The organism is Micromonospora sp. NPDC048947 (genome assembly GCF_040649495.1).
Classification (GTDB): Bacteria; Actinomycetota; Actinomycetes; order Mycobacteriales; family Micromonosporaceae; genus Micromonospora; species Micromonospora alfalfae.
Genome location: NZ_JBEZFO010000010.1, coordinates 41,774 through 67,568, shown reverse-complemented (window position 1 = coordinate 67,568; position 25,795 = coordinate 41,774). Strand labels below are relative to the sequence as shown.

At 70.9% G+C, this 25,795-nt stretch carries 28 protein-coding genes; 11 read left to right on the top strand and 17 right to left on the bottom strand.

Annotation, left to right across the window (positions count from 1 at the left end; all coding sequences use genetic code 11):
• The first annotated feature begins 21 nt into the window (after positions 1–21).
• On the top strand, positions 22–1,173 hold the full coding sequence (locus tag AB0B98_RS16360; RefSeq protein WP_357363412.1) for a low temperature requirement protein A: 1,152 nt from the start codon (positions 22–24) through the stop codon (positions 1,171–1,173).
• On the opposite strand, the gene AB0B98_RS16355 is transcribed toward AB0B98_RS16360, so the two are convergent.
• The 7 genes from AB0B98_RS16355 to AB0B98_RS16325 all read right to left on the bottom strand — a co-directional run bounded on the left by AB0B98_RS16355 (position 1,140) and on the right by AB0B98_RS16325 (position 7,309).
• Positions 1,140–1,748 (bottom strand): thymidine kinase, encoded by a 609-nt coding sequence (locus tag AB0B98_RS16355; protein ID WP_238660175.1) that lies wholly within the window; start codon positions 1,746–1,748, stop codon positions 1,140–1,142. The genes AB0B98_RS16360 and AB0B98_RS16355 overlap by 34 nt on opposite strands.
• 164 nt (positions 1,749–1,912) lie before the next feature.
• Entirely contained in the window at positions 1,913–3,307 is a 1,395-nt protein-coding gene (locus AB0B98_RS16350; protein WP_357363410.1) for an MFS transporter, read from the bottom strand.
• Positions 3,308–3,324: 17 nt separating this feature from the next.
• Entirely contained in the window at positions 3,325–4,092 is a 768-nt protein-coding gene (locus tag AB0B98_RS16345; protein WP_357363409.1) for a glycerophosphodiester phosphodiesterase, read from the bottom strand.
• A gap of 169 nt (positions 4,093–4,261) precedes the next feature.
• Positions 4,262–4,837, bottom strand: coding sequence for a hypothetical protein (locus tag AB0B98_RS16340; RefSeq protein WP_357363407.1), 576 nt, complete (start codon positions 4,835–4,837; stop codon positions 4,262–4,264).
• A 60-nt stretch (positions 4,838–4,897) separates the two neighbouring features.
• Positions 4,898–5,857, bottom strand: a complete 960-nt coding sequence (locus AB0B98_RS16335) for an SDR family NAD(P)-dependent oxidoreductase (protein WP_357363405.1) — start codon at positions 5,855–5,857, stop codon at positions 4,898–4,900.
• A gap of 48 nt (positions 5,858–5,905) precedes the next feature.
• Positions 5,906–6,481, bottom strand: coding sequence for a TetR/AcrR family transcriptional regulator (locus tag AB0B98_RS16330; RefSeq protein WP_357363403.1), 576 nt, complete (start codon positions 6,479–6,481; stop codon positions 5,906–5,908).
• Between the two features lie 54 nt (positions 6,482–6,535).
• Positions 6,536–7,309 carry a lysophospholipid acyltransferase family protein gene (locus AB0B98_RS16325; RefSeq protein ID WP_357363401.1) on the bottom strand — a complete coding sequence of 258 codons (774 nt, stop codon included), beginning with the start codon at positions 7,307–7,309 and terminating at the stop codon, positions 6,536–6,538.
• 162 nt (positions 7,310–7,471) lie between these two features.
• On the opposite strand from AB0B98_RS16325, the gene AB0B98_RS16320 reads away from it, so the two are divergent.
• The 4 genes from AB0B98_RS16320 (at position 7,472) to AB0B98_RS16305 (ending at position 12,206) form a co-directional block, all read left to right on the top strand.
• Positions 7,472–8,884, top strand: a complete 1,413-nt coding sequence (locus AB0B98_RS16320) for a cytochrome ubiquinol oxidase subunit I (protein WP_238669810.1) — start codon at positions 7,472–7,474, stop codon at positions 8,882–8,884.
• 15 nt (positions 8,885–8,899) lie between these two features.
• On the top strand, positions 8,900–9,898 hold the full coding sequence (gene cydB, locus AB0B98_RS16315) for a cytochrome d ubiquinol oxidase subunit II (RefSeq protein ID WP_357363399.1): 999 nt from the start codon (positions 8,900–8,902) through the stop codon (positions 9,896–9,898).
• Positions 9,899–9,940: 42 nt separating this feature from the next.
• On the top strand, positions 9,941–10,768 hold the full coding sequence (locus AB0B98_RS16310) for an arginase family protein (RefSeq protein WP_357363397.1): 828 nt from the start codon (positions 9,941–9,943) through the stop codon (positions 10,766–10,768).
• Positions 10,769–11,012: 244 nt separating this feature from the next.
• Positions 11,013–12,206 (top strand): GNAT family N-acetyltransferase, encoded by a 1,194-nt coding sequence (locus AB0B98_RS16305; RefSeq protein WP_357363395.1) that lies wholly within the window; start codon positions 11,013–11,015, stop codon positions 12,204–12,206.
• Between the two features lie 136 nt (positions 12,207–12,342).
• Here the strand turns inward: AB0B98_RS16305 and AB0B98_RS16300 are convergent, their stop codons facing one another.
• Positions 12,343–12,789, bottom strand: coding sequence for a hypothetical protein (locus AB0B98_RS16300; RefSeq protein WP_357363394.1), 447 nt, complete (start codon positions 12,787–12,789; stop codon positions 12,343–12,345).
• 97 nt (positions 12,790–12,886) lie between these two features.
• Between AB0B98_RS16300 and AB0B98_RS16295 the strand changes: the two genes are divergently transcribed.
• Complete coding sequence (locus AB0B98_RS16295; protein ID WP_357363392.1) at positions 12,887–13,339, top strand: MarR family winged helix-turn-helix transcriptional regulator; 453 nt, start codon at positions 12,887–12,889, stop codon at positions 13,337–13,339.
• Positions 13,340–13,345: 6 nt separating this feature from the next.
• Here AB0B98_RS16295 and AB0B98_RS16290 read toward each other — a convergent pair whose 3' ends face one another.
• From AB0B98_RS16290 to AB0B98_RS16280, 3 genes are all read right to left on the bottom strand, one after another.
• A complete protein-coding gene (locus AB0B98_RS16290; protein WP_238669805.1) occupies positions 13,346–14,029 on the bottom strand; it encodes a hypothetical protein in 684 nt (227 codons plus the stop codon).
• 83 nt (positions 14,030–14,112) lie between these two features.
• Complete coding sequence (locus AB0B98_RS16285) at positions 14,113–14,574, bottom strand: peroxiredoxin (RefSeq protein ID WP_357363389.1); 462 nt, start codon at positions 14,572–14,574, stop codon at positions 14,113–14,115.
• Between the two features lie 45 nt (positions 14,575–14,619).
• Positions 14,620–15,453: a patatin-like phospholipase family protein gene (locus AB0B98_RS16280; protein WP_357363387.1), complete on the bottom strand. Its 834-nt coding sequence runs from the start codon at positions 15,451–15,453 to the stop codon at positions 14,620–14,622.
• A gap of 90 nt (positions 15,454–15,543) precedes the next feature.
• On the opposite strand from AB0B98_RS16280, the gene AB0B98_RS16275 reads away from it, so the two are divergent.
• Entirely contained in the window at positions 15,544–16,272 is a 729-nt protein-coding gene (locus AB0B98_RS16275) for an SDR family oxidoreductase (protein ID WP_357363385.1), read from the top strand.
• A 41-nt stretch (positions 16,273–16,313) separates the two neighbouring features.
• Here the strand turns inward: AB0B98_RS16275 and AB0B98_RS16270 are convergent, their stop codons facing one another.
• From AB0B98_RS16270 to zwf, 3 genes are all read right to left on the bottom strand, one after another.
• Positions 16,314–16,439, bottom strand: coding sequence for a hypothetical protein (locus AB0B98_RS16270; protein ID WP_256442137.1), 126 nt, complete (start codon positions 16,437–16,439; stop codon positions 16,314–16,316).
• Positions 16,436–17,872, bottom strand: coding sequence for an OFA family MFS transporter (locus tag AB0B98_RS16265; protein ID WP_238669802.1), 1,437 nt, complete (start codon positions 17,870–17,872; stop codon positions 16,436–16,438). Before AB0B98_RS16265 ends, AB0B98_RS16270 begins: the two co-directional genes overlap by 4 nt.
• Positions 17,873–18,110: 238 nt before the next feature.
• Complete coding sequence (zwf, locus tag AB0B98_RS16260; protein ID WP_357363383.1) at positions 18,111–19,490, bottom strand: glucose-6-phosphate dehydrogenase; 1,380 nt, start codon at positions 19,488–19,490, stop codon at positions 18,111–18,113.
• Between the two features lie 213 nt (positions 19,491–19,703).
• On the opposite strand from zwf, the gene AB0B98_RS16255 reads away from it, so the two are divergent.
• The 3 genes from AB0B98_RS16255 to AB0B98_RS16245 all read left to right on the top strand — a co-directional run bounded on the left by AB0B98_RS16255 (position 19,704) and on the right by AB0B98_RS16245 (position 22,459).
• Positions 19,704–21,059: a beta-N-acetylhexosaminidase gene (locus tag AB0B98_RS16255; RefSeq protein WP_357363381.1), complete on the top strand. Its 1,356-nt coding sequence runs from the start codon at positions 19,704–19,706 to the stop codon at positions 21,057–21,059.
• Positions 21,056–21,772, top strand: a complete 717-nt coding sequence (locus tag AB0B98_RS16250) for an alpha/beta hydrolase (RefSeq protein WP_357363379.1) — start codon at positions 21,056–21,058, stop codon at positions 21,770–21,772. The genes AB0B98_RS16255 and AB0B98_RS16250 overlap by 4 nt, the downstream gene beginning before the upstream one ends.
• Before the next feature lie 165 nt (positions 21,773–21,937).
• Positions 21,938–22,459: a hypothetical protein gene (locus AB0B98_RS16245; protein ID WP_357363377.1), complete on the top strand. Its 522-nt coding sequence runs from the start codon at positions 21,938–21,940 to the stop codon at positions 22,457–22,459.
• Between the two features lie 121 nt (positions 22,460–22,580).
• On the opposite strand, the gene AB0B98_RS16240 is transcribed toward AB0B98_RS16245, so the two are convergent.
• Both AB0B98_RS16240 and AB0B98_RS16235 read right to left on the bottom strand, forming a co-directional pair.
• Complete coding sequence (locus AB0B98_RS16240; protein WP_357363375.1) at positions 22,581–23,342, bottom strand: hypothetical protein; 762 nt, start codon at positions 23,340–23,342, stop codon at positions 22,581–22,583.
• The gene (locus AB0B98_RS16235) at positions 23,339–23,890 is read right to left on the bottom strand and encodes an AAA family ATPase (RefSeq protein ID WP_357363373.1); all 552 of its coding nucleotides are present in this window, start codon (positions 23,888–23,890) and stop codon (positions 23,339–23,341) included. The genes AB0B98_RS16240 and AB0B98_RS16235 overlap by 4 nt, the downstream gene beginning before the upstream one ends.
• A 58-nt stretch (positions 23,891–23,948) precedes the next feature.
• Here AB0B98_RS16235 and AB0B98_RS16230 point away from each other — a divergent pair, with 58 nt between their 5' ends.
• Positions 23,949–24,944 carry a tyrosine-type recombinase/integrase gene (locus AB0B98_RS16230; protein WP_357363371.1) on the top strand — a complete coding sequence of 332 codons (996 nt, stop codon included), beginning with the start codon at positions 23,949–23,951 and terminating at the stop codon, positions 24,942–24,944.
• A 6-nt stretch (positions 24,945–24,950) separates the two neighbouring features.
• On the opposite strand, the gene AB0B98_RS16225 is transcribed toward AB0B98_RS16230, so the two are convergent.
• Positions 24,951–25,640, bottom strand: a complete 690-nt coding sequence (locus AB0B98_RS16225; RefSeq protein WP_357363369.1) for a fasciclin domain-containing protein — start codon at positions 25,638–25,640, stop codon at positions 24,951–24,953.
• Between the last annotated feature and the right edge of the window lie 155 nt (positions 25,641–25,795).

Genomic DNA, 25,795 nt, shown 5'->3' with positions numbered 1-25,795 from the left:
TTACTGCGCCCGCGCCGTGGAGTGGAGCCGACCACCTCCACCGAACTCTTCTTCGACCTGGTCTACGTCTTCACGATCATCCAACTGTCGCACTACCTGGCCGAGAACCTCAGCTGGCAGGGTGTCGGACGGACAGCGGTGCTGCTGAGCCTGGTCTGGCTGGTCTGGATCTACACCGTGTGGGCAGGTAACTGGCTGCAACCGGACCGGACACCCGTGCGGGCCGCGCTGCTGGTGGTGACGCTGGGCAGCCTGCTGCTCGCCGCCGCGCTGCCCACCGCCTTCGGCGACAACGGTCTGCTCTTCGCCCTGGCGTACGCGGCGGTGCAGGTGGGTCGCACGGCCTTCTCCCTGTGGGCGATCCGGGGCGAGCCCTGGCTCGGCGACAGTTTCCGGCAGTGTTTCGTTTGGATCGCCGGTACCGGGGCGCTGGCGGTCGTCGGCGGGCTGGTGCACGCCCCGGCCCGGGAGCTGATCTGGATCGCGGTGATCGCCGTCGACTCGATCGGGCTGGCGACCGGGTTTCCGGTGCCCGGGCTGGGCCGCAGCAGACCGGAGCACTGGCGGGTGGAGGGCGGGCACCTGGCCGAACGCTGTCAGGCGTTCATCCTCATCGCGCTGGGGGAGTCGCTGCTGATCACCGGTGGAACGCTGACGCGGCGGTTGGACCGGGTGACCATCGCCGCGTTCCTCCTCGCGTTCGCGGGCTCGGTGGCCCTGTGGTGGGTGTACTTCGACCGGGCGCAGGCCAGCACGGCGGCGTTGGCGGCCGCGGGTGAACGGGCCGCGCGGCTCTCCCGGCTGGTCTTCAACTATCTGCACCCCGTGATGGTGGGCGGCATCGTCGTCACGGCCGTCGGCGACGAGCGGCTGCTGCACGACCCCGGGGAACCGGTCGGCTGGGCGAGCGCGCTGGTCGTCCTGGGCGGTCCCGCGCTGTTTCTGGCCGGGCACGCCGCGTACGTGATGGCGCTCGGCGAGGCCGGGCTGGCCGTCCGGGTCGCGGGGACGCTGCTGCTGTCCGCGCTGTCCCCGGTGGCGGTGGCGTTGCGGTCGCCGATCGCGGTGGCCGCCGGGGCGGCGCTGCTGATCACAGTCGGGGTGATCGTGGCCGATCGGGTGTCGGCGCGGCGGACCGCTCAGTCGCGGGGGCCGAGGTCGCCGCTGCGGTAGTGCCGGCGGCAGAGCACCTGGTAGCGCACCTCGGCGGTGTCGACGGTGTCGCCGATGACGACCTGGGCGCCCTCACGGACGACCCGCCCGTCGACGACGCGGGCGTTGAGCAGCCCTTCACGGCCACACCAGCAGAGCACCTCGACCTGGATGCGGGCCACCTCGTCGGCCAGCTCGAACAGGCGTTGCGCGGCGGGGAACAGCCGCGACCGGAAGTCGGTGGCCAGGCCGAACGCGAACACGTCGACGTCGTAGCTGTCGACCAGCTCGGCCATCTGTTCGACGTGCTCGACGGTGTAGAAGCACGCCTCGTCGCAGATCAGGTAGTCGACGCGTACGCCGTCGGCCCACCGGCCACGCACCAGGGCACGCAGGTCCAGGTCGTCGGTGACCTCGATGGCCTCGTGGGCCAGGCCGATGCGGGTGGTGACCTGCGGTCCCAGCGACCTGTCGATGCGGGTGGTGACCAGCCCGCGCCGGCCCTGCCGGGCGTGGTTGTAGTTCATCTGCAACGCCATCGTGGACTTGCCGCAGTCCATCGGCCCCCAGAAGAACTTCAACGCCGCCGCGTGCACCGGACGCCCGTCGAGCCCGCGCGCGGCCGCGCACCCGGCCGGGGCGTGTGGCTGGCCGGGGAACGGGTGGGCCAGGCAGGTCGGGGCGGTGGCGGCGTCGTCGGTCACGGTCGGGCAGCCTAGCCCATTGACCGGCCCGGATCGGTCGGGCGCGGGACCCGTGCTCAGAGCACCCGGGGTGGGGTGTTGCCAGCGGCCACGATGGCACGGCGGATCGGCACGGCGGCGAGCAGCAGGAACCCGACCACGAAGAAGATCAGCAGTGAGACCAGGCCCACCCGGTACGAGGCGGTGAGTTGGAACACCAGGCCGAAGGCGAGCGGGCCGAGCCAGCTGGTGCCCTTGTCGCTGATCTCGTAGAAGCCGTAGTACTCGCCCTCCTTCCCGGCCGGGATGAGCTGGCTGAACAGCGACCGGCTCAGCGCCTGGCTGCCGCCGAGGACCAGGCCGATGGCCGCGCCGAGGACCATGAACGGCACCGGCGCCTCGGCCGGCAGCCGGAACGCGCCGATGATCACACCGGTCCAGAGGACCAGGCTGAGCAGCACGGTCTTCCAGGCGCCGATGTGTCGGGCCAACGCGCCGAGGCCCAACGCGCCGCCGAAGGCGAGGAACTGCACCAGCAGGATGGTGATGATCAGGGTGCTCTGGCCCAGCCGCAGCTCCTCGGTGCCGTACTGGCTGGCCAGGGTGATGACGGTCTGGATGCCGTCGTTGTAGACCAGGAACGCCAGCAGGAAGAACAGCGTCAACGGGTACGCCTTGACCTCCCGCAGGGTGTGGCCCAACTGCCGGAACCCGTCGGTGAGCACGTTGCCCCGCCGGGCCAGCGCCGCCGCCGCGCTGGGGCGTTCCCGCAACCAGCGCAGCGGCACCAGGGTGAACACCGCCCACCACACCCCGGCGGAGACGATCGACCAGCGGGCCAGGTCCAGGGTGCGCTGCGGGTTGTCGTCCTCGCTGAACAGGGTGACCGCCACCAGGTTGAACGCCAGCAGCAGGCCACCGCCCAGGTAGCCCAGCGCCCAGCCGCGGCTGGAGATGCCGTCGCGTTCGTCGGGGCCGCCGAGCTGTGGCAGGAACGAGTTGTAGACCACGACGGCCGCGCCGAAGGAGATGTTGGCGACCAGGAAGAGCGCCCCGCCGAGCAGGTAGCGGTCACCGGTGACGAAGATCATCGCGATGGTCGCGCCGGCGCCGGTGAACGCGGCGCCGCCGAGCAGTCGCTTCTTGTGCGCCGACCGGTCGGCGATAGCCCCGATCACCGGCAGCACGAACACGGTGAGGAACACCGACAGCGAGATCAGGTACGGGTAGTAGGACCCGGCCGCCACCCGGATGCCCAGCGGGTGCACGTACCCGTCGCAGGTGTCCGCGCCCAACTCGCACCCGGCGGCCAACTCGGCGACGGTGGTGATGAACGGTCCCAGGAACACGGTGATGACAGTGGTCTGGAACGCGGAGTTGGCCCAGTCGTAGATGTACCAGCCGCGCCGCTCCCGGCGGGTGCTCGCCGGAGGCGGGGTGTCGTCCACCGTGGGGGTCACGGTCTCGGCCATCGGGGGTCCTTCGATCCTCAGGCGGCCCAGTGGCCGCGGCTGCGGTAGACGTCGCGCAGCACGCCGACGTGATCGGTCATGATGCCATCCACGCCACGATCCAGTAACTCGTGCATCTGGGCGGGTTCGTCGATCGTCCAGACGTGCACCTGAAGGCCGATGCGGTGGCAGTAGTCGAGGAACCTGCGGTCCACCACAGGCACCCGCCCGTAGCGCGGCGGCACCTGCGCGGCGACCACCGACGGCGGCAGCCGCAGCGGACGTCCGTGCAGGGAGGCAAGCCGCAGCCGGGCGACGCCGCGCATGCCCAGGCTGGTGGCGACGCGTCCCTCGGTGAGCGCGCGCAGGCGGGTCAGCCGGGCGTCGCTGAACGAGGCGAGCAGCACCCGGTCGCCGGCGCCGGCCCGGGTCACTGTCGCGACGGTCGGCGCGACGCCGCCGTCGGCCTTCACGTCGATGTTGAAGCGGACCTGCGGCCACGCCCCCAACACCTCGTCGAGCCGGGGTACGACGGCGGCGCCGCCGACGCGTACCGAGGCGAGGTCGGCCCAGCTCATGTCGGCGATGCGTCCCGCCTCACCGGTGACCCGTTGCAGCGTCGGGTCGTGGAAGATCACCGCCACGCCGTCCGCTGTGGCGTGCACGTCGGTCTCCACGTACCGGTAGCCCAGCCCGATGGCCCGGGCGAACGCCTCGGTGGTGTTCTCGTCGCCATCGGCGGCCCCGCCACGGTGGGCGAACGCCAGCGGCGCCGGTGCGTCGAGGTAGCCAAATCGGGTCAACACGCGACGCAGTATGCCCCCGGTTGGTGACCGGCGAGTGGCCGGCCGGCGTCTGTCGCCCGCCCGCGCCGCCGCGCCGCCTGGTGATCGACTCGGATTCCGGAAAGTCGCGGTGTCCGCGGCGCCGGCATGCAGCGGTTTGCAGGAAACCGAGTCGATCTTCCTGCCTGTCTCAGCTCCAGTCGGTGTGGTAGCCGTCGTGGCGCAACAGGTCCAGCAGTTCGGCGTCGCCGGGCCGGTGGACGTGGGTGAGAGCGGCGGTCAGCTCGTCGACCCCGACCGGGTCCGGTCCCTGCACCTCGATCGCCCGCACCCTGGCCCCATCGGCGCGATAGAGCGCGACGGACGGATCGCTGTTGTCGGTCTCGTGGGTCACGATCAGCGTGCTCCCGCCGCCCAGATCGGTGCAGGTGCGCAGCCGTGGCGAGCCGCAGTCGACGCCGTCGGGCAGCCCGCTCGTGGGTTGCGGCACGCGGAGCCGCCAGAGCACCGGCACGGCCCGACCGTCGGCGGTACGCAGCGGGTAGGCGACGTCGAGGCCGCCACGCTCCAGCCAGCCGACTACGCCGGGCCCCGTCGCGCCGTCGGGGAGCAGCAGTTGGTCGCGGGGCCACGGTGCGGATCGGGTCAGGTCGGCGAGGTCCCGCCGGTCCTTGGCCTGGTGGTACGCGGTGCGCAGCCCGGCGTAGCCGATCCCGGCGATGACGAGCAGCAGCACTGCGACGAGGACGAGTTTGCGGCGCGACACTTGATCATTATCCCCCGTCGCCGGTGCGGCTCAGGTGCCCGGGCACCTGAGCCGTACCGGTCAGCGCTCCAGGAGCCGGAGCGTCTCGTCCCAGAGGAGGTCGGCGTTCTTGTCATCGAGGGCGTACGGGAGCACGCCGCTCCTGCCGTCGATCGGCTCGGCGATGACCTGGGCCTCGTTGCAATCCTCGAAATAGCGGCCGGTCACACCCTCGACCTCGGGGCTGGCGGCCAGTAGCACCGAGGTGGCAGCGCCCTGCTGGGTGGTCTTCCAGCCCGGCGGCACCTCCAGGCGGTTGCCCTGCTCGTCGAGCGCGCCGACCCAGCGCAACTGCGTGTCGTCGAGGTGCCGTTGCAGGTTGGTCATGATGCCGCCGGGGTGCAGGGCATTGGCGGTGATGCCGTCGGCGGCCCATCTCTTGGCCACTGCGACGGTGAACAGGATGGTGGCGGTCTTCGACTGGCCGTACGCCGACCACGCCTCGTAGGGCCGGGCGGCGAAGTGGATGTCGTCGAAGACGACCGGCGACTGCTGGTGGGCCGACGAGCTGACCACGACGATGCGGGCTCCCCGCGCGGCGGCCAGCGCGTCGCGCAGACCCAGGGTCAGTGCGGCGTGGCCGAGGTGGTTGGTGGCGAACTGCGCCTCCCAGCCGTCGGCCGTCCTGGTCAGCTCGGGCACGGCCATGATGCCGGCGTTGTTCACCAGGATGTGCAGCGGGCCTGTCCAGCCGGCCACGAAGGCGTCGATGGAGGCGCGGTCGGCCAGGTCGAGGTGGTCGACCCGGATCTTGCCGGGCGCCCCGCCGGCTGTGATGTCGGTGGCGGCGCGCTCACCGGCGGCGGTGTCGCGTACGGCCAACGTCACCTCGGCACCGGCGTCGGCCAGCGCCCGGGCGGTCTCAAGGCCAATCCCGGACGCGCCGCCGGTGACGACGGCCCGCCGGCCGGTGAGGTCGACGCCCTCGATCACCTCAGCAGCTGTCGACTGGGCCGAGTAGGGCGTGATGATTCGTGACATTTCGGGCCTCCAGGGGTGCGCGATCATGGCGTATCGGGGTGGGGTGTGTCAGCGGTGCAGCAGCCGCAGAGCCCGGCGCAGCCGGTCGCGGAACTCGTCCCTGGAGGTCGAGGTCGACTTCCAGGTGAGCGCCGCGGAGAAGAGCAGGTCCATGACGTCGTCCGCGGTCCGCCCCTCGTCGAGCAGACCGGCCGGGGCGGCGGCCTCGATGTGGGCTCGCAGTGCCGCCTGAGCCCGCACCTGGTAGTCGTGGAACATCGAACCCAGTTGCGGCTCGCTGTTCTCCAGCAGGTCGTTGAGGTCGCGGGCCATCTGGGTGTCGATGTACGAGCCCATCAGGGCGTCCAGCCCGGCCACGACCCGCTCGTCGAAGCTCGGCGATCGGTCGGCGAGGCAGGCTTCCATGGCGTGCTGGGCGCGCTCCATGACGCCCTGCATGGTGGCGCGGTACAACTGCTCCTTGTTGGGGAACATCAGGTACAGACCCGGTCGGGAGATGCCCGCCGCCTTGGCGACCGCCTCCATCGACGTCTTCTGGAAGCCGTAGCGCCCGAAGACCGCGACCGCCGCCGCCAGGACGGCGGCGCGCTTGGGGTCTTCGACACTCGTCTCCACGGCGCTCATGCTAGACAGATTAGACGGCTTTTCAAAAGTTGTCTAACGCGTCCATTGGAGCGGTCAGGTCGAGCGGCGGCGGTGCACCCGGGTGAGGTCGCTCGGGCGGCCGGGGTCGACGTGGCGGGGCAGGTCCGGCTCGTCGGGGCGCAGCGGGGCGAGGGTGTCGGTGAGCGCGTCGATGATCCGGTCGGTGGCGCGGCGGGCCGCACCGGGGTTGGCGGCCGCCGTCTCGCCCAGGTCGACGGGGGCGCCGAAGTGCACCCGGATCACCGGGCGGCGCCACAGCGAGCGGGCGATGCCGCGCAGCATTCCACGGGGCGCCCGGTAGGGCAGCACCTCGTGCGCGCCCCACTGCGCGACCGGGACGACCGGAGCGCCGCAGGCCAGGGCGAGGCGGGCGGCGCCGGTCTTGCCACGTTCGGGCCACAGGCCGGGGTCCAGGCCGATGCGCCCCTCGGGGTAGATGAGGATCACCGAGCCGCGCGCGACGGCCGTGGCGGCGTCGTCGAGGGCTCGGTGCACGGCGCTGGTGCCCCGGTCGACCCGGATGTGCCCGGCGTCGCGCATGGCGGCCCCGAACACCGGGACGCGGAACAGGCCGGCGGTCGCCATGATCCGCGGGGCGATGCCGCGGGTCTGGCAGGCGGCGGCCATGACCACCGGGTCGAACGGGCTGATGTGGTTGGCGGTCAGCACCAGCGGGCCGCGACGCAGGTGCGCCGGGACGTCGCCGGTGACCTCGAGGCGGGCGAGCAGGCCGACCAGGCCCCGGGTCAGCAGCAGGGCTGCGCGCCAGATCAGCGGCGGCTGCCAGGTGGTGTGTGCGGTGTCCATCAGCGCGCCATCGTCGCACGCGTCGGCGGGGCCGCGAGGGCGGGTCGGGTGATCAGGGTCATTGGTCCCGGGTGTGTTCGGGCCGCCCGGCCCTGCCCAATCGTCTACGACGAGCAGTAGTATTTACTACGTCTTGTAGTACGGATGGTTGGGGGATTTCAGGTGGACGCGTTGGACGTTGCCCGCTGGCAGTTCGGTGTCACCACCGTCTACCACTTCCTTTTCGTGCCGCTGACCATCGGCCTCTCCGTGCTGGTGGCCATCCTGCAGACGATGTGGCACCGCACCGGCAACGAGCGCTATCTCAAGCTCACCAAGTTCTACGGCAAGCTGTTCCTGATCAACTTTGCCATGGGTGTGGTCACCGGCATCGTGCAGGAGTTCCAGTTCGGCATGAACTGGAGCGACTACTCCCGCTTCGTCGGCGACATCTTCGGCGCACCCCTGGCCATCGAGGCGCTCGTCGCGTTCTTCCTCGAATCCACCTTCATCGGCCTGTGGATCTTCGGCTGGGACCGGCTGCCCAAGCGGGCACACCTGGCCAGCATCTGGGCCGCCGCGATCGGCACCAACCTCAGCGCGTACTTCATCCTCGCCGCGAACTCGTTCATGCAGAACCCGGTCGGCTACCGGATCAACCCCGACAGCGGGCGCGCCGAGCTGACCGACTTCCCGGCCGTGCTGACCAACAAGGTCGCCCTGATCACCTTCCCGCACACACTGGCCGGCTCATTCCTGGTCGCCGGGTCACTGGTCGTGGCGGTCGGCCTGTACCACGTGATCCGCAACCGCGACTCCGCCGACACCGGCGCGTACCGCTTCGCCACCAAGTTCGGCTCCTGGGTGGTCCTGGTCGCCTCCGCGGCCGTGCTGTTCACCGGCGACATCCAAGGCAAGATCATGACGGACGTGCAGCCGATGAAGATGGCCGCCGCCGAGGGCCTCTACACCACCGAGAGCCCCGCCTCGTTCTCCGTGCTCACCATCGGCAGCCTGGACGGCAGCCGCGAGGTGTTCGCCCTCAAGATCCCGTACCTGCTGTCGTACCTGGGCACCGGCGACCCGAACGGCACAGTGCACGGCATCAACGACCTCCAGGCCCAGTACGCCACCCAGTACGGCGCGGGCAGCTACACCCCGATCATCCCGGTCACCTACTGGAGCTTCCGCTTCATGATCGCCTTCGGGATGGCGGCCGGCGCGATCGCCCTGCTGGTGCTCTGGAGCCAGCGCAAGGGCCGCACCCCGAGCAGCAAGTGGCTGCTGCGCGCCGGGCTGGCCATGCCGGTGCTGCCGTTGCTGGCCAACTCCTTCGGCTGGATCTTCACCGAGATGGGCCGCCAGCCGTGGATCGTCTTCGGCGAGATGCTCACCCGCAACGGAGTGTCCCGCAGCGTCTCGCTGGCCGAGGTGCTCACCTCGTTCACCGCCTTCACGCTGATCTACGCCACCCTCGCCGTGATCGAGGTCAAGCTGCTGCTGCGCTACGCCAAGGCCGGCGTGCCGGACGTCAACGAGCAACCCCCCACCGACGACACCGACGACGCCGAGCGCCCGCTCGCCTTCGCCTACTGATCACCGGAGCCTGCCGTGGACCTCACCACCATCTGGTTTCTCCTCATCGCCGTGCTCTTCACCGGGTACTTCATCCTGGAGGGCTTCGACTTCGGCGTCGGCATGCTGCTGCCCGTGCTCGGCCGCGACGACCGGGAACGCCGCGTTCTGATCAACACCATCGGCCCCGTCTGGGACGGCAACGAGGTGTGGCTGATCACCGCCGGTGGCGCCATGTTCGCCGCGTTTCCCGAGTGGTACGCCACCCTCTTCTCCGGCTTCTACCTGCCGCTGCTGCTGATCCTGCTGGCCCTGATCGTCCGGGGGGTCGCCTTCGAGTACCGACACAAGCGCCCCGAGGCGTCCTGGAAGCGCCGGTGGGACGCGGCGATCGTGGTCGGCTCGCTGCTGCCGGCGATCCTGTGGGGCGTCGCCTTCGCCAACATCCTGCGCGGCGTGCCACTGGACGCCGACCACGAGTACGTCGGCGGCCTGCTGGACCTGCTCAACCCGTACGCCCTGCTGGGTGGCGCGACCACCCTCGCGCTGTTCCTCACCCACGGCGCGGTTTTCCTCGCCCTCAAGACCACCGGCGACATCCGGGAGCGTGCGGGCGCGCTCGCCGTGCGCCTGGGTGTGGGCGCCGCAGTGCTCGCGGTCGGGTTCCTGACCTGGACGTTGAGCATCCGCTCCAGCGCGGCCGCCGTCGTGCTCGCCGTCGGCGCGGCCCTCGCCCTGCTCGGTGCTCTGGCCGCCGCCCGGGTACGCCGAGAGGGCTGGGCGTTCACCGGCACCGCCGTGGCGATCGGGCTCGCCGTCGCGACCCTGTTCGCGGCGTTGTTCCCGAACGTGCTGCCCTCCACCCTGGACGCTGCCGGCACGCTCACGGCCACCAACGCCGCGTCCACCCCGTACACCCTGAAGATCATGACCTGGGTAGCGGTGGTCTTCACCCCGATCGTGCTGGCCTACCAGGGCTGGACGTACTGGGTGTTCCGCAAGCGCATCGGCGTGGCCAACATTCCGCAGCACTGACCAACAGGGTGCGTGGCCGCCCCGGCTGGGAGGATCGCCGCCATGTGGAACCGGGATCTCGACGTACTGGTACCGATGTGGCAGGGCGCGGACGACATCCGGGTGCGCGACGGAGCGGCCGCGCTGGGCGCCCTGGTCGCGCCGGGGACGCAGCGGGTCACCGTGCCGGTCCCGACCGAAGGTTCGGAGCGGGAGAAAGGTGTCCGCCACCGGGACGCGGTCGTCGACGCCCACAGCGCCCATGCTGAGGTGCTCGCGCGGTACCGTCCGCGGCGGCTGCTGACCTTGGGCGGGGACTGTGCGGTCGAGGTCGCGTCGGTGGCCCATCTCGCGGACCATTACGCGCAACGGCTGTTCGTACTCTGGATCGACGCACACGGCGACCTCAACACACCAGCGAGTTCGCCGAGCGGGACGGCGCACGGCATGCCTCTGCGCCTGCTGCTCGACGCGGACGGTGCGCTGCCGGCGCCTCGTTGCCTCACGCCCGGCCAGGTCGCGCTGGTCGGGGTCCGAGATCTCGACCCCGCCGAGGTCGAGTACGTGCGCCGGCACGAGCTGACGGTGCTGGACTGCGCGACGCTGGGCGCGCAGCCGACCCGACTGGCCGAGCTTCCCCCACCCGGCGCCGCGGTGTACGTGCACCTCGACCTGGACGTGCTGGACCCGTCCGCGTTGCCTGCCGTGGCGGTGCCCACCCCGGGCGGCCTGACCTCCGCCACGCTGGCCCGGTCGCTGACCGCCCTGCGCGCCCACCATCGGGTGGTCGGAGTGGGGATCACCGAGTACGTTCCGCAGCTCGCGCATGACCAGCGGGTGTTGATCGAGGTGCTGGACGCACTCGGCCTGAGGAAAGACCCTCCCACCTGACGCCCGCACCCCGCCGATCTTCCAGTTTCGGTTGCTGAAATACGAGCAATGCCCCTTATGCCGTGACAGCAACTGCAAGATCGCGGGTGCGGCGCGGTCGATCATGGAGTTGTGGTGCCTGGTTTGGCGCGATAACGGATGCTTTGGTGTCCACCACAACTCCATGATCGGCGGGAGCGGGGGCCGGCGGCATGCTGGGCGAAAATCGGCGGTCGGCGCGCGGCCGCCCCGCTACGGTGTGCCGATGCCCGCCACTGTGCACGTACGCGAACTCACCGCCGACGACCTCGACGCCGCCTGGGAGTTGGGCCGGTTCGCGTTCGGCTCCGAGCCGCAGCGGCCCGCGCACCACACCGCCACAGTGCCCGGCCTGACCCGTTACGGCGCGTTCGACGACAGCGGTCGGCTCGTCGGGAAGGCCGTCGACCTGCGCCACGACCAGTGGTGGTCGGGCCGGGCGGTGTCGGCCGCCGACGTGGCCGGGGTGGCGGTCGCTCCCGAGGCCCGCGGCCGGGGCGTGGCCCGTGCCATGCTCACCGCCCTGCTGCGCGGCGCACGGGAGCGCGGGGCGGCGGTCAGTGCCCTCTACCCGACCGTCGCCGCCCCGTACCGGGCCTGCGGGTGGGAGGCCGCCGGTGTGCTGCGTACCGTGAATGTGACCACCGCCGCGCTGCCTCGGCACCGGCCCTCCCCGGATCTGTCGGTGCGGGCCGGTACGCCTGCCGACCTGCCCGCCGTCGCCGACCTGTACGAGCGGGTCACCCGCCACCGCAACGGCATGCTGACCCGCCGGGGCGAGTTGTTCGACTTCTTCGCCGCCGACGGGGGCCTGCCCGGTGACGGCCTCACCCTCGTCGAGGCCGACGGCGAGCTGGTCGGTTACGCCACCTGGCAGCGGGGCCGCGGCTACGGGGCGGACTCGGTGCTCACCGTCGACGAGGCGCTGGCCGTCACCGCCGACGCCGCCCGGGAACTCGTCGGGGTGCTGGGCAGTTGGGCCAGCGTCGCGCCGACCCTGCGGCTGTGCCCGCTCGACGGGGACGCGGTCAGCCGCCACCTGCCGTTGGAGTCGGCCCGCGAGCATGAGCGGGACCTGTGGATGCACCGACCGGTCGACGTGGCGCGGGCGGTGAGCGCACGGGGGTGGCCCGCCCACGCCCGGGGCGCCGTCGACTTCCATCTCACCGACACGCTCGCCGACTGGAACTCCGGTACCTGGCGGTTGGCTGTCGCCGACGGCGCCGCCGAGTTGACCCGGGTCGGCGGCGAGGCCGACCTGCGGTTGGACGTGCGCGGTTTCGCGCTGCTGTACGCCGGGGCGGCGCAGGCCCGCTCGGTCGCGCAGGCCGGGCTGCTGCACCACAGCCCGGGTGTCGACCCGGCCGCCCTGGACCTGCTGGGCGTTGGAGGCCCGGCGCAGTTGCTCGACTACTTCTGACCGACCGGCCCGGCACGTGGGCCGCTGACAGGTTGGTGCTGACCGACCGGGGCCCGGCACGTGGGCCGCTGACCGGTTGGCCGGATCCGGCCCGGCGTGCGGCAGGACCGGGCCCGTGCCGTCGGGTTCTTGCCGGTCAGGTCGGGGTGGCGGCCAGTTCGGCGTTGGCGCGCTGAGTGACCAGGGCGAGCGCCCGGGCGGCGGCGCTCGCCTCGTCGGCGGGGATGTCCGCGTAGAGGCGCGCGTTGATGTTCCCGACGGCGTCGGCGATGCGGGCCTGCACCGCATGACCTGCGTCGGTGAGCCGCAGCCGTGGTACGTCGGCGTCGTGGTCTGCCTGGGCGAGGTTCGCGTCGACGAGAGTGGTGAGCACCCGTTGCACCTCCTGCTCGTCGACCTTGAGGGTGCTGGTGATCCGGTGCGTGAGGTGGGCGCGTTCGGCCGGGCCGTTGGCGAGGACGTTGAGGGCGAGCAACTGGTTGAACTCGATGCCGAGGGGAGCGGTGGCCCGTTCAAGCAGGGCCCGGGTGGCGTAGTGGGCCTGGCCGATGACCTGGCCGTTGAGGGTGGGGACGGTGGACATGACGCCTCCTTCAATACGTTGGCCGAACCAACGTTGGTTGGACCAACGTAGCATCAGATCGTGGGTCGCGCCAACGATTACTGGTAGGCTGCGCCGCATGGACAACACGGCCCCGCAGTCACCCGCCGGGCTCAGCACCACCCCGACCTGGCTGCTCAACCAGACCGCCACTCACGCCGCCCGCCTGCTCAGCGAGGGGTTCGCCGCGCACGACCTGCGCGGCTACCACTACCGACTGCTCGCCACCCTGGCCGAGGACGGGCCCGCGAGCCAGGCCGACCTCGGCCGGCGCTGCGGCATCGACCGCAGCGACGTGGTGGCCGCCATCAACGACCTGGCCGGCCGAGGGCTCGTGGTGCGTGCCCCCGACCCGGCCGATCGCCGCCGCAACGTCATCAGCGCCACCGACGCCGGCGCCGACGAGGCCCGCCGGATGGGCGCGACCGTCGAGCGCGTCCAAGCCGACCTGCTCGCCCCGCTGTCCGCCACCGAGCGCAAGCAGCTGACGCGACTACTCACCCGACTGCTGCACCACCACAGCCGACACTGACCCGGCTCAGCGGGCCTCGCGCAGCTCCGCCAGCCGGGCCTCGATCTCGGCCAGCTCCGCACGCAGCTTCTCTGCCTGCTGCTCCGCCTCGGCCCGCTCGGTGCCGAGGATCTGCTCCACCGCCTCCTGCACCCCCGGCACGTCGACAAGGGCCACCATCTTCAACGCCTCCGCCGGCTTCACCACGTACGGCTTCGCCAGCGCCTTGCTGCCCTGCTGCGCGGCGACGGTCCACTCCCCGTCGGCGTACGCCAAGGTCACAGTGAGGCCCGCGGGGCCCTTCGGCTTGACGGCCTTGACCGCCCGCCGCGCCGGCGGCTTCTCCGTCTGCTCCACCTTCGGCTCCTCCTGTCGCTGCGCGGGCACCCGCGGCGTGTCCAACACGAACTCCGGCGCGGCCACCGCTGGCGGCTCGGGCTCGGGCTCCGGCTTCGGCTCCACCACCCGACGAGTGACGCCCTTGGGCGCCACGGCCAGGTCGGCGGGGGAGAACGGCAACTCGTCGCGGCCGAAGCGCACCACCACGAACTCGTCGGACACCTCCGGGTCGGTCAACTCGATCACCTGACCGACCTGACCGGCGATCTGCCCCGCCGCAGCGGTGAACACCACCCGCGGTTTACGTCCGGCCGCCAACGACTCCCGGATGCTCTGCACCTCGCTAGTGGACAAACCCTGGCCGGCATCCATCACAACCCTCTTCCGTACACCTGTTTGATTGCTGTCTTGATACCAGCCGACTGCGACACCCGCCGCACGGGGCTCGCGCCCGCTCAGCCGCCCAGCGCCCGCAGCGCCCGGTCCGCGTGCTCGTTCATGCTGACCTCGCTGTGGATCACCTCGATGATCCGCTGGTCGGCGCCGATGACGAACGTCATGCGCTTCATGCTCAACGGCCCCAACGGCACCCGCCGCTTGACCCCGAACTGCTGCGCCACCGCGCCGTCGACGTCCGACAGCAACGGATAGTCGAAGCCGTGCAGCTTCGAGAACTCGGCCTGCTTCGCCACCGGGTCGCGGCTGATGCCCACCCGCGTCGCGCCCAGCGCCGTGAACTCCGCCGCGAGGTCGCGGAAGTGGCAGCTCTCCGCCGTGCACCCCCGGGTCATCGCCGCCGGGTAGAAGAACAGCACCACCGGCCCGGCCGCCAGGAACTCCGACAGCCGCCGCGGCGTGCCCGTCTCATCAGGCAGCTCGAAATCCCGCACCTCGTCGCCGACACCCACACCCGCCACCGCGCACCTCCGTCGTCTGATCGACCGCGCGGTGAGCGTAAGCGATCACGCCCAGAGCGCCGCCACCTCGTCGGCCACCACGTCGGCCTGGGCCCGTCCGGCCCGCGCCGCGCCCGCGCGCCGGGCCGGGTCCAGCACGTTGCGGCCGATCGCCGTGCGCGCCGCCGCGTCCGGCGTCAGCACCACCACCCGCGACCCGGCCGCCCGCAGCGCGTCCACCTGCGCCGACAGCCGTGGCATCGGCCCGAACGCCGACGACGTCGGCGCGAGCACCAGCACCCTGCGCGCGTCCGCCGCCAGGTCCGCGTTCACCGTCGAGCGCATCCCACCGTCGACGAAGCGGCGCGCGCCGATCGTCACCGGCGGCCACACCCCGGGCACCGCGCAACTCGCGCCCACCGCGTCCACCAGGGACACCCCGCTGTCGCTGTCGAACACCACGAACTCACCGGACGACGCGTCCACCGCCGTGATCAGCAGCCGCTGCCGCGGCCACTCCCGGACCGGCAGAAGGGCCTCGATCACCGGCCGTCGCGACGCCTCAGACTCGGTACGCGCCGCCACCGCCATCGCCCCGATCCGGGCCCGCGCGCGCACCGCGTCGCGGGTCCGCCCACCGGCCCAGATCAACCGCGCCAGCGTCGCGAAACCCAACCGTGCCGCCAGCGCACCCGACGGCGGCGCCAACTGCTTGCTGTAGAAACGCTCGACGGGCAACCCGGAGCACACCTGCGCGCCGACCACCGAGCCCGCCGACGTGCCAACCACCAGATCCGCCCCGGTGACCGGTACGCCCCGTTCGACCAACCCGGCCAGCAGCCCCAACTCCCAGGCCACCCCGGTCACCCCGCCACCGCCGAGCACCAACGCCCGCTGCATGTGACTCTCCTCTCGACGACCGACCCGCGCCGGTCACGGTAGCGTCGGCACGACCATCGCGCAGGCGTCAGACTTCCCCGGGGAGGCATCGTGGCACCCGTCACCGTCATCACCGGCGGCGGCCGGGGCATCGGCGCGGCCACCGCCCGCCGGCTCGCCGCCGCCGGTCACCACGTCGCCCTGTGCTACCGCCGCGACGAGGCCGCCGCCACCGCCGTCCTGGCCGACCTGCGGGCCGCCGGCGCACAGGCCGTCGCGGTACGCGCCGACACCACCGACCCCGAGCAGGTGCACGCCCTGTTCGACGCGGCCGCCCAGCTCGGCCCGCTCACCGGCCTGGTCAACAACGCCGGCGTCACCAGCCTGATCGGGCCCTTCACCGAGCTGCGCGTCGAGGACCTGCGTCGGGTCGTCGACGTCAACCTCGTCGGCTACGTCCTCTGCGCCCAGCAGGCCGCCCGCCGGTTGACCGACGGCGGGGCGATCGTCAACGTCTCGTCGGCGGCCGCGACCCTCGGCAGCCCGGGGGAGTACGTGCACTACGCCGCCGTGAAGGCCGCCACCGACACCCTCACCGTCGGTCTGGCCAAGGAACTGGCCCCGAAGGGCATCCGGGTCAACGCCGTGGCCCCCGGCATCGTGCGTACCGACATCCACGCCGACTCCGGGGTGCCCGACCGCGCCGAATCCGCCGTCGGTCGCATCCCGCTGGGCCGCGCCGGCGAACCCGACGAGATCGCCGCCGCCATCGCCTGGCTGCTCGGCCCGGACGCCTCGTACGCCACCGGGACCGTGCTGCGCGTCTCCGGCGGTCTCTGACCGTGCTGCGGGGTGCCGCTCGACGGCACCCCGCGCGCACCTTAGTGGGTGAACAGCTTCGCCGCGGTGACGACGGTCTGGGCGACCCCGTAGCCGAGCAGCGCCGCCACCACCAACCAGGAGATCCACAACCGGGCCTGCTGCCCGGGTCGGCTGTCCTCACTCATCGCGTACCACTCCTCTGCGCCGTCGTGTCTTCGTCCAGGTCCCGATCCGCGTTCTCATCCGTGCTCTGCTCCGTCGACGGTTCGTGGTAGCGCTGCGGCACCGGCCGCACCAGCAGGTTCGCCACGAAGCCCACGGCCAGCACAGCCACCATCGTGAACAGCGCCGGACGGTAGGCCGCGGCGGTCAGTGAGCCCGGCTCGCCCTGCGCGTCGAGGAACCCGTTGACGATCAGCGGACCGGCGATCCCCGCCGCCGACCACGCGGTCAGCAGCCGACCGTGGATCGCACCGACCTGGAAGGTGCCGAACAGGTCCCGCAGGTACGCCGGCACCGTCGCGAAGCCACCGCCGTAGAACGACAGGATCACGCAGGCCAACAGCACGAACAGGGCCGTCGAGGTCTGTCCGACGAGCGCCAGCAGCGCGTAGAGCACCATGCCGACACCCAGGTACACCAGGTAGATCGGTTTGCGGCCGATGAGGTCCGAGGTGGACGACCACACGAACCGCCCGGCCATGTTGAACAGCGACAGCAGACCGACGAACCCGCCGGCCGCGGCGACGGTCACCGCCGAGGTGCCGTTGTCGCGGAAGAAGTCCTGGATCATCGGGCTGGCCTGCTCCAGGATGCCGATGCCGGCGGTCACGTTGCAGAACAGCACTACCCACAGCAGCCAGAACGAGCGGGTCTTCACCGCGTTCGCGGCCGACACGTTCGCCGTGGTGACCAGCGGCTTCGCCGCCACGCTCGCGGGGTCGAAGCCGGCCGGCCGCCAGTCCTGCGCCGGCACCCGCACGTTCGCCACCCCGAACATCATGATCACGAAGTAGCCCAGGCCGAGCGTCACGAACAGCCACACCAGGGCGCTGCCCGACGCCGTCGACCCCGCGTTGGCCGGGTCGTAGCCGGCGTCGTAGAACGACAACAGTTGACGCGACAGGGGAGAGGCGACCATCGCCCCACCACCGAACCCCATGATCGCCAACCCGGTGGCCAGCCCTGGCCGGTCCGGGAACCACTTGATCAGGGTGGAGACGGGGGAGATGTAGCCGATTCCCAGCCCGATGCCGCCGAGCAGCCCGTAACCCAGGTACAGCAGCCACAGCTGCTTCGTGGCGATGCCCAGTGAGCCCACCAGGAAACCGGCCGCCCAGAAGCAGGCGGAGACGAACATCGCCTTACGCGGTCCGTTCGCCTCCACCCAGGTTCCGGCGACCGCGGCGGACAACCCGAGCATCACGATCGCGATGCTGAAGATCACCCCGATCGCCGTCTGGCTGGTGTCGAAGTGGGCGATCAGGGAGTTCTTGTAGACGCTTGTGGCGTAGACCTGACCGATGCAGAGGTGGATGGCCAACGCGGCCGGGGGGATGAGCCACCGGCTGTAGCCGGGTGGCGCGACGGTGTGCCGACGATCGAGTGCGGAAAGCATGCGTTGCTTCCTCTCCGATGAGGACGAGAAACGTCGCCCCCAACGTGCCCGCACCACTCGTCAGCGGCAAACCTAGCCGTCGCCGGACGGTCGTTCCGCTGAGCTGAGCGGTCACTCAGCGCCCGCGGCGGCCCCGTGATCGACTCGGCTTCCGGAAAGTCGGGGCATCGCGGCGACCCCGACACCGCGACATGCCGGGAGACCGAGTCGGTCAGGCCGCCGTCGGCTCGGGCCGCGACTACCGCAGGGCCGGCAGGTGCCAGCCGCCGGCCAGCGCGTCGGCGTCCGCCGGACCCCAACTGCCCTTCTCGTACGACTGCACCGCCGTCGGCAGATCGAGGATCGGCTCGACGATGCGCCACTCCTGCTCGATCGTCTCGGCCCGCGCGAAGCGCAGGTGCTGCCCGTCCATCGCGTCGTCGAGCAACCGCTCGTACGCCTCCTGCCGGCGACCGAAAGCCGAACCGAAGTCGACCGACAGATCCACCGGACGGCTCGCCACCTCAGCGCCCGGGCTCTTCGCCTGGATCGACATCGTGATGCCGTCACCACGCCCGAGGCGGAAACGCAGCAGGTTCGCGGCTCTTGCCGTGCCCCGCTCGGCGGGGATCAGCGAACGCTGCGGCTGCTTGAACTCGACCACGACCTCCGTCGCCGTCCCCGGCAGGGACTTACCGGTGCGCAGGTAGAAGGGCACGCCCGCCCAGCGGGGCGAGTCGACAGTCAACCGGGTCGCCACGAACGTCTCCGTGTTCGAGTCCGCCGCCACGCCCGGCTCGTCGCGGTAGCCGGCGTACTGCCCCCGGACGGTGGACTCCGGCGACAACGGCGCGATCTGCCGCAGCACCGTGGCCTCCGCCTCCCGGAACGCCTCGGTGTCCTCGCTGGCCGGCGCCTCCATCGCGATGAGCGCCACGACCTGCAGGATGTGGTTCTGCAGCACGTCCCGGGTGGCGCCCACGGTGTCGTAGAAGCCGGCCCGACCCTGGGTGCCGAACGCCTCGGCGAGGGTCACCTGGATGTTGTCGATGTGCTCGTTGTTCCACAGCGGCTCGAACAGCCGGTTGGCGAACCGGAAGGCGTAGAGACTCTCGACGGCTTCCTTGCCGAGGTAGTGGTCGATGCGGAACACCCGCTCCGGCGCGAAGGCCGCGCCCAGGGTGCGATCCAGCTCGCGGGAGGACTCCAGGTCACGCCCGAACGGCTTCTCCACGATCACCCGACCCCGGTCGGCCAGACCCACTGACGCCAGGCCCTCGACGACGGAGCCGAACACCGCCGGAGGGATCGCCAGGTAGAAGACCGGCTGCTCGGCGTCGCGCAGCCGCTCAGCCAGCCGCTGGTACGTCGTCGGGTCCGCGTAGTTGCCGGAGACCATCGAGAGGTTGTCAGCCAGCCGATCGAAGGCCTCGTCGTCGATCTCGTCATTGGCCTCGGTGACCGACTTGCGTGCCATGGTGACCAACTGCTGATCGTCCCAGGGGGAGCGGGCCACGCCGATCACCGGAACGTCGAGGCGGTCGCGCCGGGTCAACTCGTACAGCGCCGGAAACAGCTTCTTCGAGACGAGGTCACCCGTGACGCCGAACAGCACTACCGCGTCTGAGCGCATGTGCATGGCACTTCCCATTCGATCATCCGAACCTGATCTTCCGAACGGACAACGGCACGACCCACTCCAGGAATTCCCCAGCGTGGGGCGTACGTGAGGTCGGCGACAACACTGTCTCGACGAGCCCTTATGTTAAGGAAGGTTTACAGTACAGGCGAAACGCCGGTAGCCTGCGACTCTAATCGACGAAGGTCGATCATGACGAGGCCTGGAGGTACCGTGCGTCGCCGACACACCACCACACGGCTGCTGGCCATAGCCGCACTCGCGCTACCAGTGATCCTGCCCGCCACGCCCGCCGCCGCAGCACCCACCGCACCAGCCCGACACCTCAGCGACGTCATCCCCGCACCGGTCGAAACCCACCCCGACCCGCACGACACATTCCGGATCACCCCCCTGACCGTCATCCGCACCACCCCCGGCTCCGCCGCCGCCCGGCACGTCGGCCAGCAGCTCGCCACCACACTGCGCCCCGCCACCGGCCACCCCCTGCCCGTCCTGCCCGTACGCTCCACCCCGCTACCCGAGATCGCCCTGCTCATCGGCGGCGCCGACACCCGCATCGGCCAACAGGGCTACCAACTCGACGTCACCCGCCGCAGCATCACGATCCGCGCCAACACCCCCGCCGGACTGTTCGCCGGCACCCAGACCCTGCGCCAACTGCTCCCCGCCGACATCGAGGCACCCAACCGGCAGCGAACCACCTGGACAGTCCCCGGCGGACGAATCATCGACTACCCACGCTTCGCCTACCGGGGCGCGATGCTCGACCTCGCACGCCACTTCCACACCGTCGACGACATCACCGCCTACGTGGACCTGCTCAGCCAGTACAAAATCAACTACCTGCACCTGCACCTCACCGACGACCAGGGCTGGCGCATCCAGATCGACTCCTGGCCCCGCCTCACCACAGTCGGCGGCGGACCCGGCACCGGAGTCGACGGTGTCGGCCCCGGATACCTCACCAAGGCCGACTACAAGACCGTCGTCGCCTACGCCGCGGCACGACACATCACGATCATCCCCGAGATCGACATGCCCGGGCACACCAACGCCGCCCAGTCGACGTACCCCGAACTCAACTGCGACGGCGTCGCACCGCCCCCGCGCACCGACATGGCAGTCGGCTACAGCTCCCTCTGCATCAACGACGAACTCACCTACCGCTTCGTCGAGGACGTCATCCGCGAACTCGCCGCCATCACCCCCGGACCATTCCTGCACATCGGCGGCGACGAAGCCCACGCCACCACCGACGAGGACTACCGCACCTTCATGAACCGGGTCCTGCCCCTGGTCGCGAAGTACGGCAAGCGCGCCTCCGGATGGAACGAGATCACCCAGGCCGACCCGCCCACCGACGTCGTCGCCCAGTTCTGGGGCACCGGCACCACAAACGCCAGCCTCGCCGCAGCCGCCGCCCGCGGAAACAAGGTCATCATGTCGCCGGCGAACAAGACCTACCTCGACATGAAGTACGACGCCAACACCCGCCTCGGCCTGCGCTGGGCCGGCCTGATCGAGGTGTCCGACGCGTACGGCTGGGACCCGGCCACCCGGGCATGAGCCGCGCCGCCACAGCCGCTGCCCTCAGCCCCGCCCTCGCGGGCGCCGGCCTACGAGAGATCTACCTGGACCTGCCCGGCCACGGAGACACCCCCGCGAACTGCCCACCCACCTCCCAGGCGTTACTGGAAACCGTCTGCGCCTGGCTGGACCACCACGTCGACGCGCCGGTCCTGCTCGCCGGCGGCTCCTACGGCGCGTACCTGGCCGCCGGCATCGCCCGCCAACGACCCGACCTCGTCCGCGGCCTGCTCCTCGTCTGTCCCGGCGTCACCATCGCCCGCGACAGCCGGGACCTGCCCGACGACCCACCACTCGAAGCACCCACGGGCTGGCTCGACGCCGCTCCCGCCGCCCTGCACGCACACCTCGACGCCGCCCTGGGCCACCGCACCCCAGCCGTCGTCGCGACGGTGCTCGCCGCACTGAACTCCGGTGGCCCCGGTTACCCGACATTCCAACAGGAGTTGCAGAGCGGCTCCAACTACGCGCTACCCGACGAGACGGCAGAGGTCGTCTTCGACGGCCCGGTCAGCGTGATCACCGGCCGACAGGACCGAATCGTCGGCTACGCCGACCAGTTCCGCGCCATGCGCCACTACCCGCGCGGCACCTACACCGTGATCGACGCGGCCGGACACTACCTGCCGTACGAACAACCCGCCCTGCTGCGCGCGCTCACCCAGGACTGGCTGCGCCGTACGCGCATCTGACAACCCGAACTGGGGGAGCGGACCTTGCCCGCACGAACTCACACTGGCCGATCTGGGCTGCAGGGACGGCCAACGCTTCTGCTTACACTCTGTCTCGCGAGGAGCCGGATCACCCTGTCCACGCGTCTGCTGTGGAATCGGTGTCAGTTGGATCGGAATAGCTGCGTGGAGCACGAGGACGACGGCGGCGTCGAGGCGACCGGCCGCAAATCCGGACATGACGTGTACCAGGGCAACGAACTGCTGCACATCGCGTCTACGAACCCGACCGCCGACGTTGAAGCGGTACGGCGGCGGGTGGCGGAGATGGGCAACTTCAGAGAGCTCGCCACTGATGCGCTCAACGTGCTCGAAAGGCAGCACCAGTCCACGCTCGCGGCCAACAGCCAAAGTCAGGAATGGTTCCATCGGGCCTGCCAGGACACCCGAGAGATCTTCCGGGATGTCATGGCCGGAGACCTGGAGTGGGAGCAACAGCGCTACGTCATTGACCAGCTGATGAAGCTCTTGCAGATGGAAGGCGAGAAGGACACGGAGAACAAGAGCCTGCTCAGTACGCTCTCCGACAAGCTGTCCACCAAAATGGTGTTGGTAGGAGGCGTCGCCGCCGCTGCCACCGCCGTGGCGGTAGCTGTCGTCGCTCCCAAGGCGGCGCGGCAGATCGGGGAAGCCCTCCGCAAAGTTTGACCTCGAACACGGCCGTGGAGGAACAGCCGCCCCGCCTCCGACTCACGGGGGCGAGATTCGATAATGCACATTATGTAAAGTAGCGGGTTCTGGGGGTCCCCTCGCCGTCGTCGGACGGCGGTCAGTCGCGCGTCAGGCCGGGCGGACACGCGTCCTCGTCCGGCCCGACGAGGCGCGCGTTGACCAGCGGGTTGCGTCGCAGGGCAGCGAGTACCGCACCGCTGGCGCCGATGTCGGTCCAGGTGTCGTCCCAGAGGGCGGAGACGAGCCAGGAGCGATCCTCGGGAAAGAACAGGTCGGGCAGCGCCCCGTCGCCGCGCATGTGGCCGGCCCGCCAGCTGAGGGCCTGTTTCGGCCCGGCCTGGACCAACACGTAGGGCCAGGCCCAGTAGAGGGACACCCTCGGGGCGTGCGGGAAGACGACGTCGTGGGCGCCGGTGTCGAGAAAGCCCAGCCACCAGGGCTGATCCGGCGTGCGCGCCACCAGTTCGTCGATCACCGCGCGTTCGTGGGTGTCGAAGCCGACCCCGGCGGGCGGGTGGAAGGTGCCGTACGCCTCGAACACCGGCGGGATCGCGGTGGTGACCGAGAGGCCCTGCGTGGTGCGCCCGGTGAGCCAGGCGACGTCGCTGGCCGTGCCGATCCGCCAGGTCCGCCCGTCCTTGTCGACAGTGACGGGGCCGGTCCGGGTCGGGGTGTCACTGGAGTCGTGGGGTGCGGTGACGGCGGTGGGCGTCGCCCATGGCTCCCACCCGGGCCGGTCGGTCGCCCGCCACCGGTGCCCCTCGGGGCAGACCCAGCTCAGGGGATCGTCGGGGTCTCGGTACCCGGTGGGTGTGCCGGGTTGACCACACTCGGGGCAGGTGGCACCGGGTGACGTCATGTCGCGAACGATACGTGTTCCTCGATCAGGGCCAGCCGTGTCCGCACCGGTCCGGCTGGCACCTCGACCAGTTGGTGCCCGTGCTCCTCGTACACCTCCCGGTGCAGGCGGGCGAAGGCCAGCGCGTCGGCGTAGCTGATCTGACGTGCTGCGGTGTGGCGGATGAAGCCCAGCGGGCTGATCAGGAACACCAGGCGTTGGTAGGTGCGCTCGCGCATGATGCGATCCACTTCGGCGGTCAGCGCCGGGCTGATCGGTCTGCCCAGGTGGCGGGCCAGCGCCACTGTGCACAGGGGCGACCGGTCGTAGAACTGGACCGGCTGACGCGCGTCGGCGCCGACCTGCCGGTGGTGTTGCAGCGCGGCGACGGCGTCGACGAAGTCGGTGTCGTGCCACGGCGTGGCGTACCCCTGGGCCTGTCTCTCGGCAATGAGGTCGGTGGCGGCCTCTCGGACGGTGACGTGTCCCCTGCGCCGCAACGCCTCGATCATGGTTGTCTTGCCGGCGCCGGGCGCTCCCGTGAGGACGTACCGCCGGGGTTCTGGCATCTCCTCCCCCTCTCTCGGCCCCTACCCGGAAACCCGAAAATGCTGCATAATATCCCTTATGCATGACAAACAGGACGAATCGCTCGCCGTGCTGATCGAGGAGTTCCTGACCGCGCGGGCCACCCGCAAGCCCTCCCCGCACACCCTTGCCGCGTACCGCAGGGATCTGCACACGGTCGCGGCGCTGGTCGCGGAAGATGCCACCCCTCCCCTGCCCCTGGACGCGCTGTCGATCACCGACCTCTCCCCCCGGGTGATGCGGGCGGCCTTCGCCCGGTTCGCCGCTCCCCGGGCGGCCGCGTCGGTGCACCGGGCCTGGTCCACCTGGAACACCTTCTTCACCTTCCTGGTCGCTGACGGGTTCGTGGCGGGCAACCCGATGCCGGCGGTCGGGCGACCTCGGGCGCTACTCCCCCAGCCGAAGCCGTTGCGCGGCGCGGACACCCCCGAGGTGTTGCTCGCGTCCGCCGCGCGCGACGACGGTCGGCAACGCGACCCGTGGCCGGAGCGGGACGTGGCGGTGTTGGCGGTGGCGCTCTGCGCCGGGCTGCGGCTGTCGGAGCTGCTGGCGTTGCGGGTCGACTCGCTCGGCGGTCGGCCCGGTGAGCGGCGGGTCGAGGTGGCCGGCAAGGGTGGACGGCCTCGGGTGGTGCCGATCGAGGCGGATCTGGACCGGGTGCTGCGGGACTACCTGGACAGTCGGGTGCGGCGCTTCGGTTCGCGGTCGGTACGCCCCGACTCGCCGTTTCTGGTGGATCGGCGTGGTGAGCCGTTGCGCCGTGGTGGCCTGCAGTATCTCGTCGAATCGTGTTACCGGCGGGCCGGCATCGGTGACCGGGTGCCGCGGGGTGCGCGGCTGCACGCGCTGCGGCACACCTTCGCGACCCGGTTGGCGGAGGACGGTGCGAGCGCGGCGGAGATCATGCGGTTGTTGGGGCATGCGTCGTTGGCGTCGTCGCAGACGTACATCGAGGTGACGGCCGGGCAGCAGCGTGACGCGGTCCGGGCCAACCGGACCAACCGTGCGTTGGCGGGTCTGGTGCCGCCCGGGTGAACGTGGTCAGTGTGCGCGGTGGCCGGTGCCGTCGGCGGTGACGGGCAGTGGGCCGAGGACGGCGTTGATGATGTGGATGCGGGCGTTGGTGGCCTGGTAGTCGGCGCAGACCGTGTCGGCGCGGTCGCCGAGGCGGGCGGTGGGCCCGACGCTGGTGACGGTGACGGTGACGCCGTCGAGGGTGGTGGCGGTGCCGGCGGTGGTGAGGTCGGTGATCGGGTGGCTTCCGGTGATGAGGTGGGCTTTCAGCAGGGTGCGGAGCTGGTCGGTGTGGTGGGTCATGAGGTCGTCCCAGTTGTCCTCGGAGAACGTGGCGGCGAAGGCGTCGTCGGAGGGTGCCAGGACGGTGACGCCGTCGCCGGCGGGCAGGTCGGTGAGGACGCCGCTGGTACGCACCGCCGCTTCGAACGTGGTGAGGGTGGGGATCCAGCGCAGCGCCTGGTCGACGGGTTGCCCGGCGAGGAAGCTCGGGTTGCCGGGGTCGGTGCCGGTGGGCAGGGCGGCGCAGAGTGGCCCGGTGGGCTGCGGTCCGGTGCTCGCTGGCGCGGCGTTCGTGCGGGGAGTTGCGGGGCTGCCGGTGCAGGCGACCAGCAGCAGGGTCGGCAGGAGCAGGCTGAGCGTCAGTCGATTCCGCCGAGCGCGGTGCGGTCCGCGGAGTCGTCGGGGGTGTCGCGGTGGGGTGGCGGGGTGCGACACGGCGGCCTCCACGGGTGCGGGGGTAGGTGGTGAGGTGCCGGGGGGGGGGGGGGGGGGGCGCCCCCCCCCCCGGGGTTTTTGCGTAGTTTGTTATAAAATAACAGCCACACGGTGGTGGGGGGGCGCGGGGGGGTGGTTTTGAGTGCGAGGGTGTT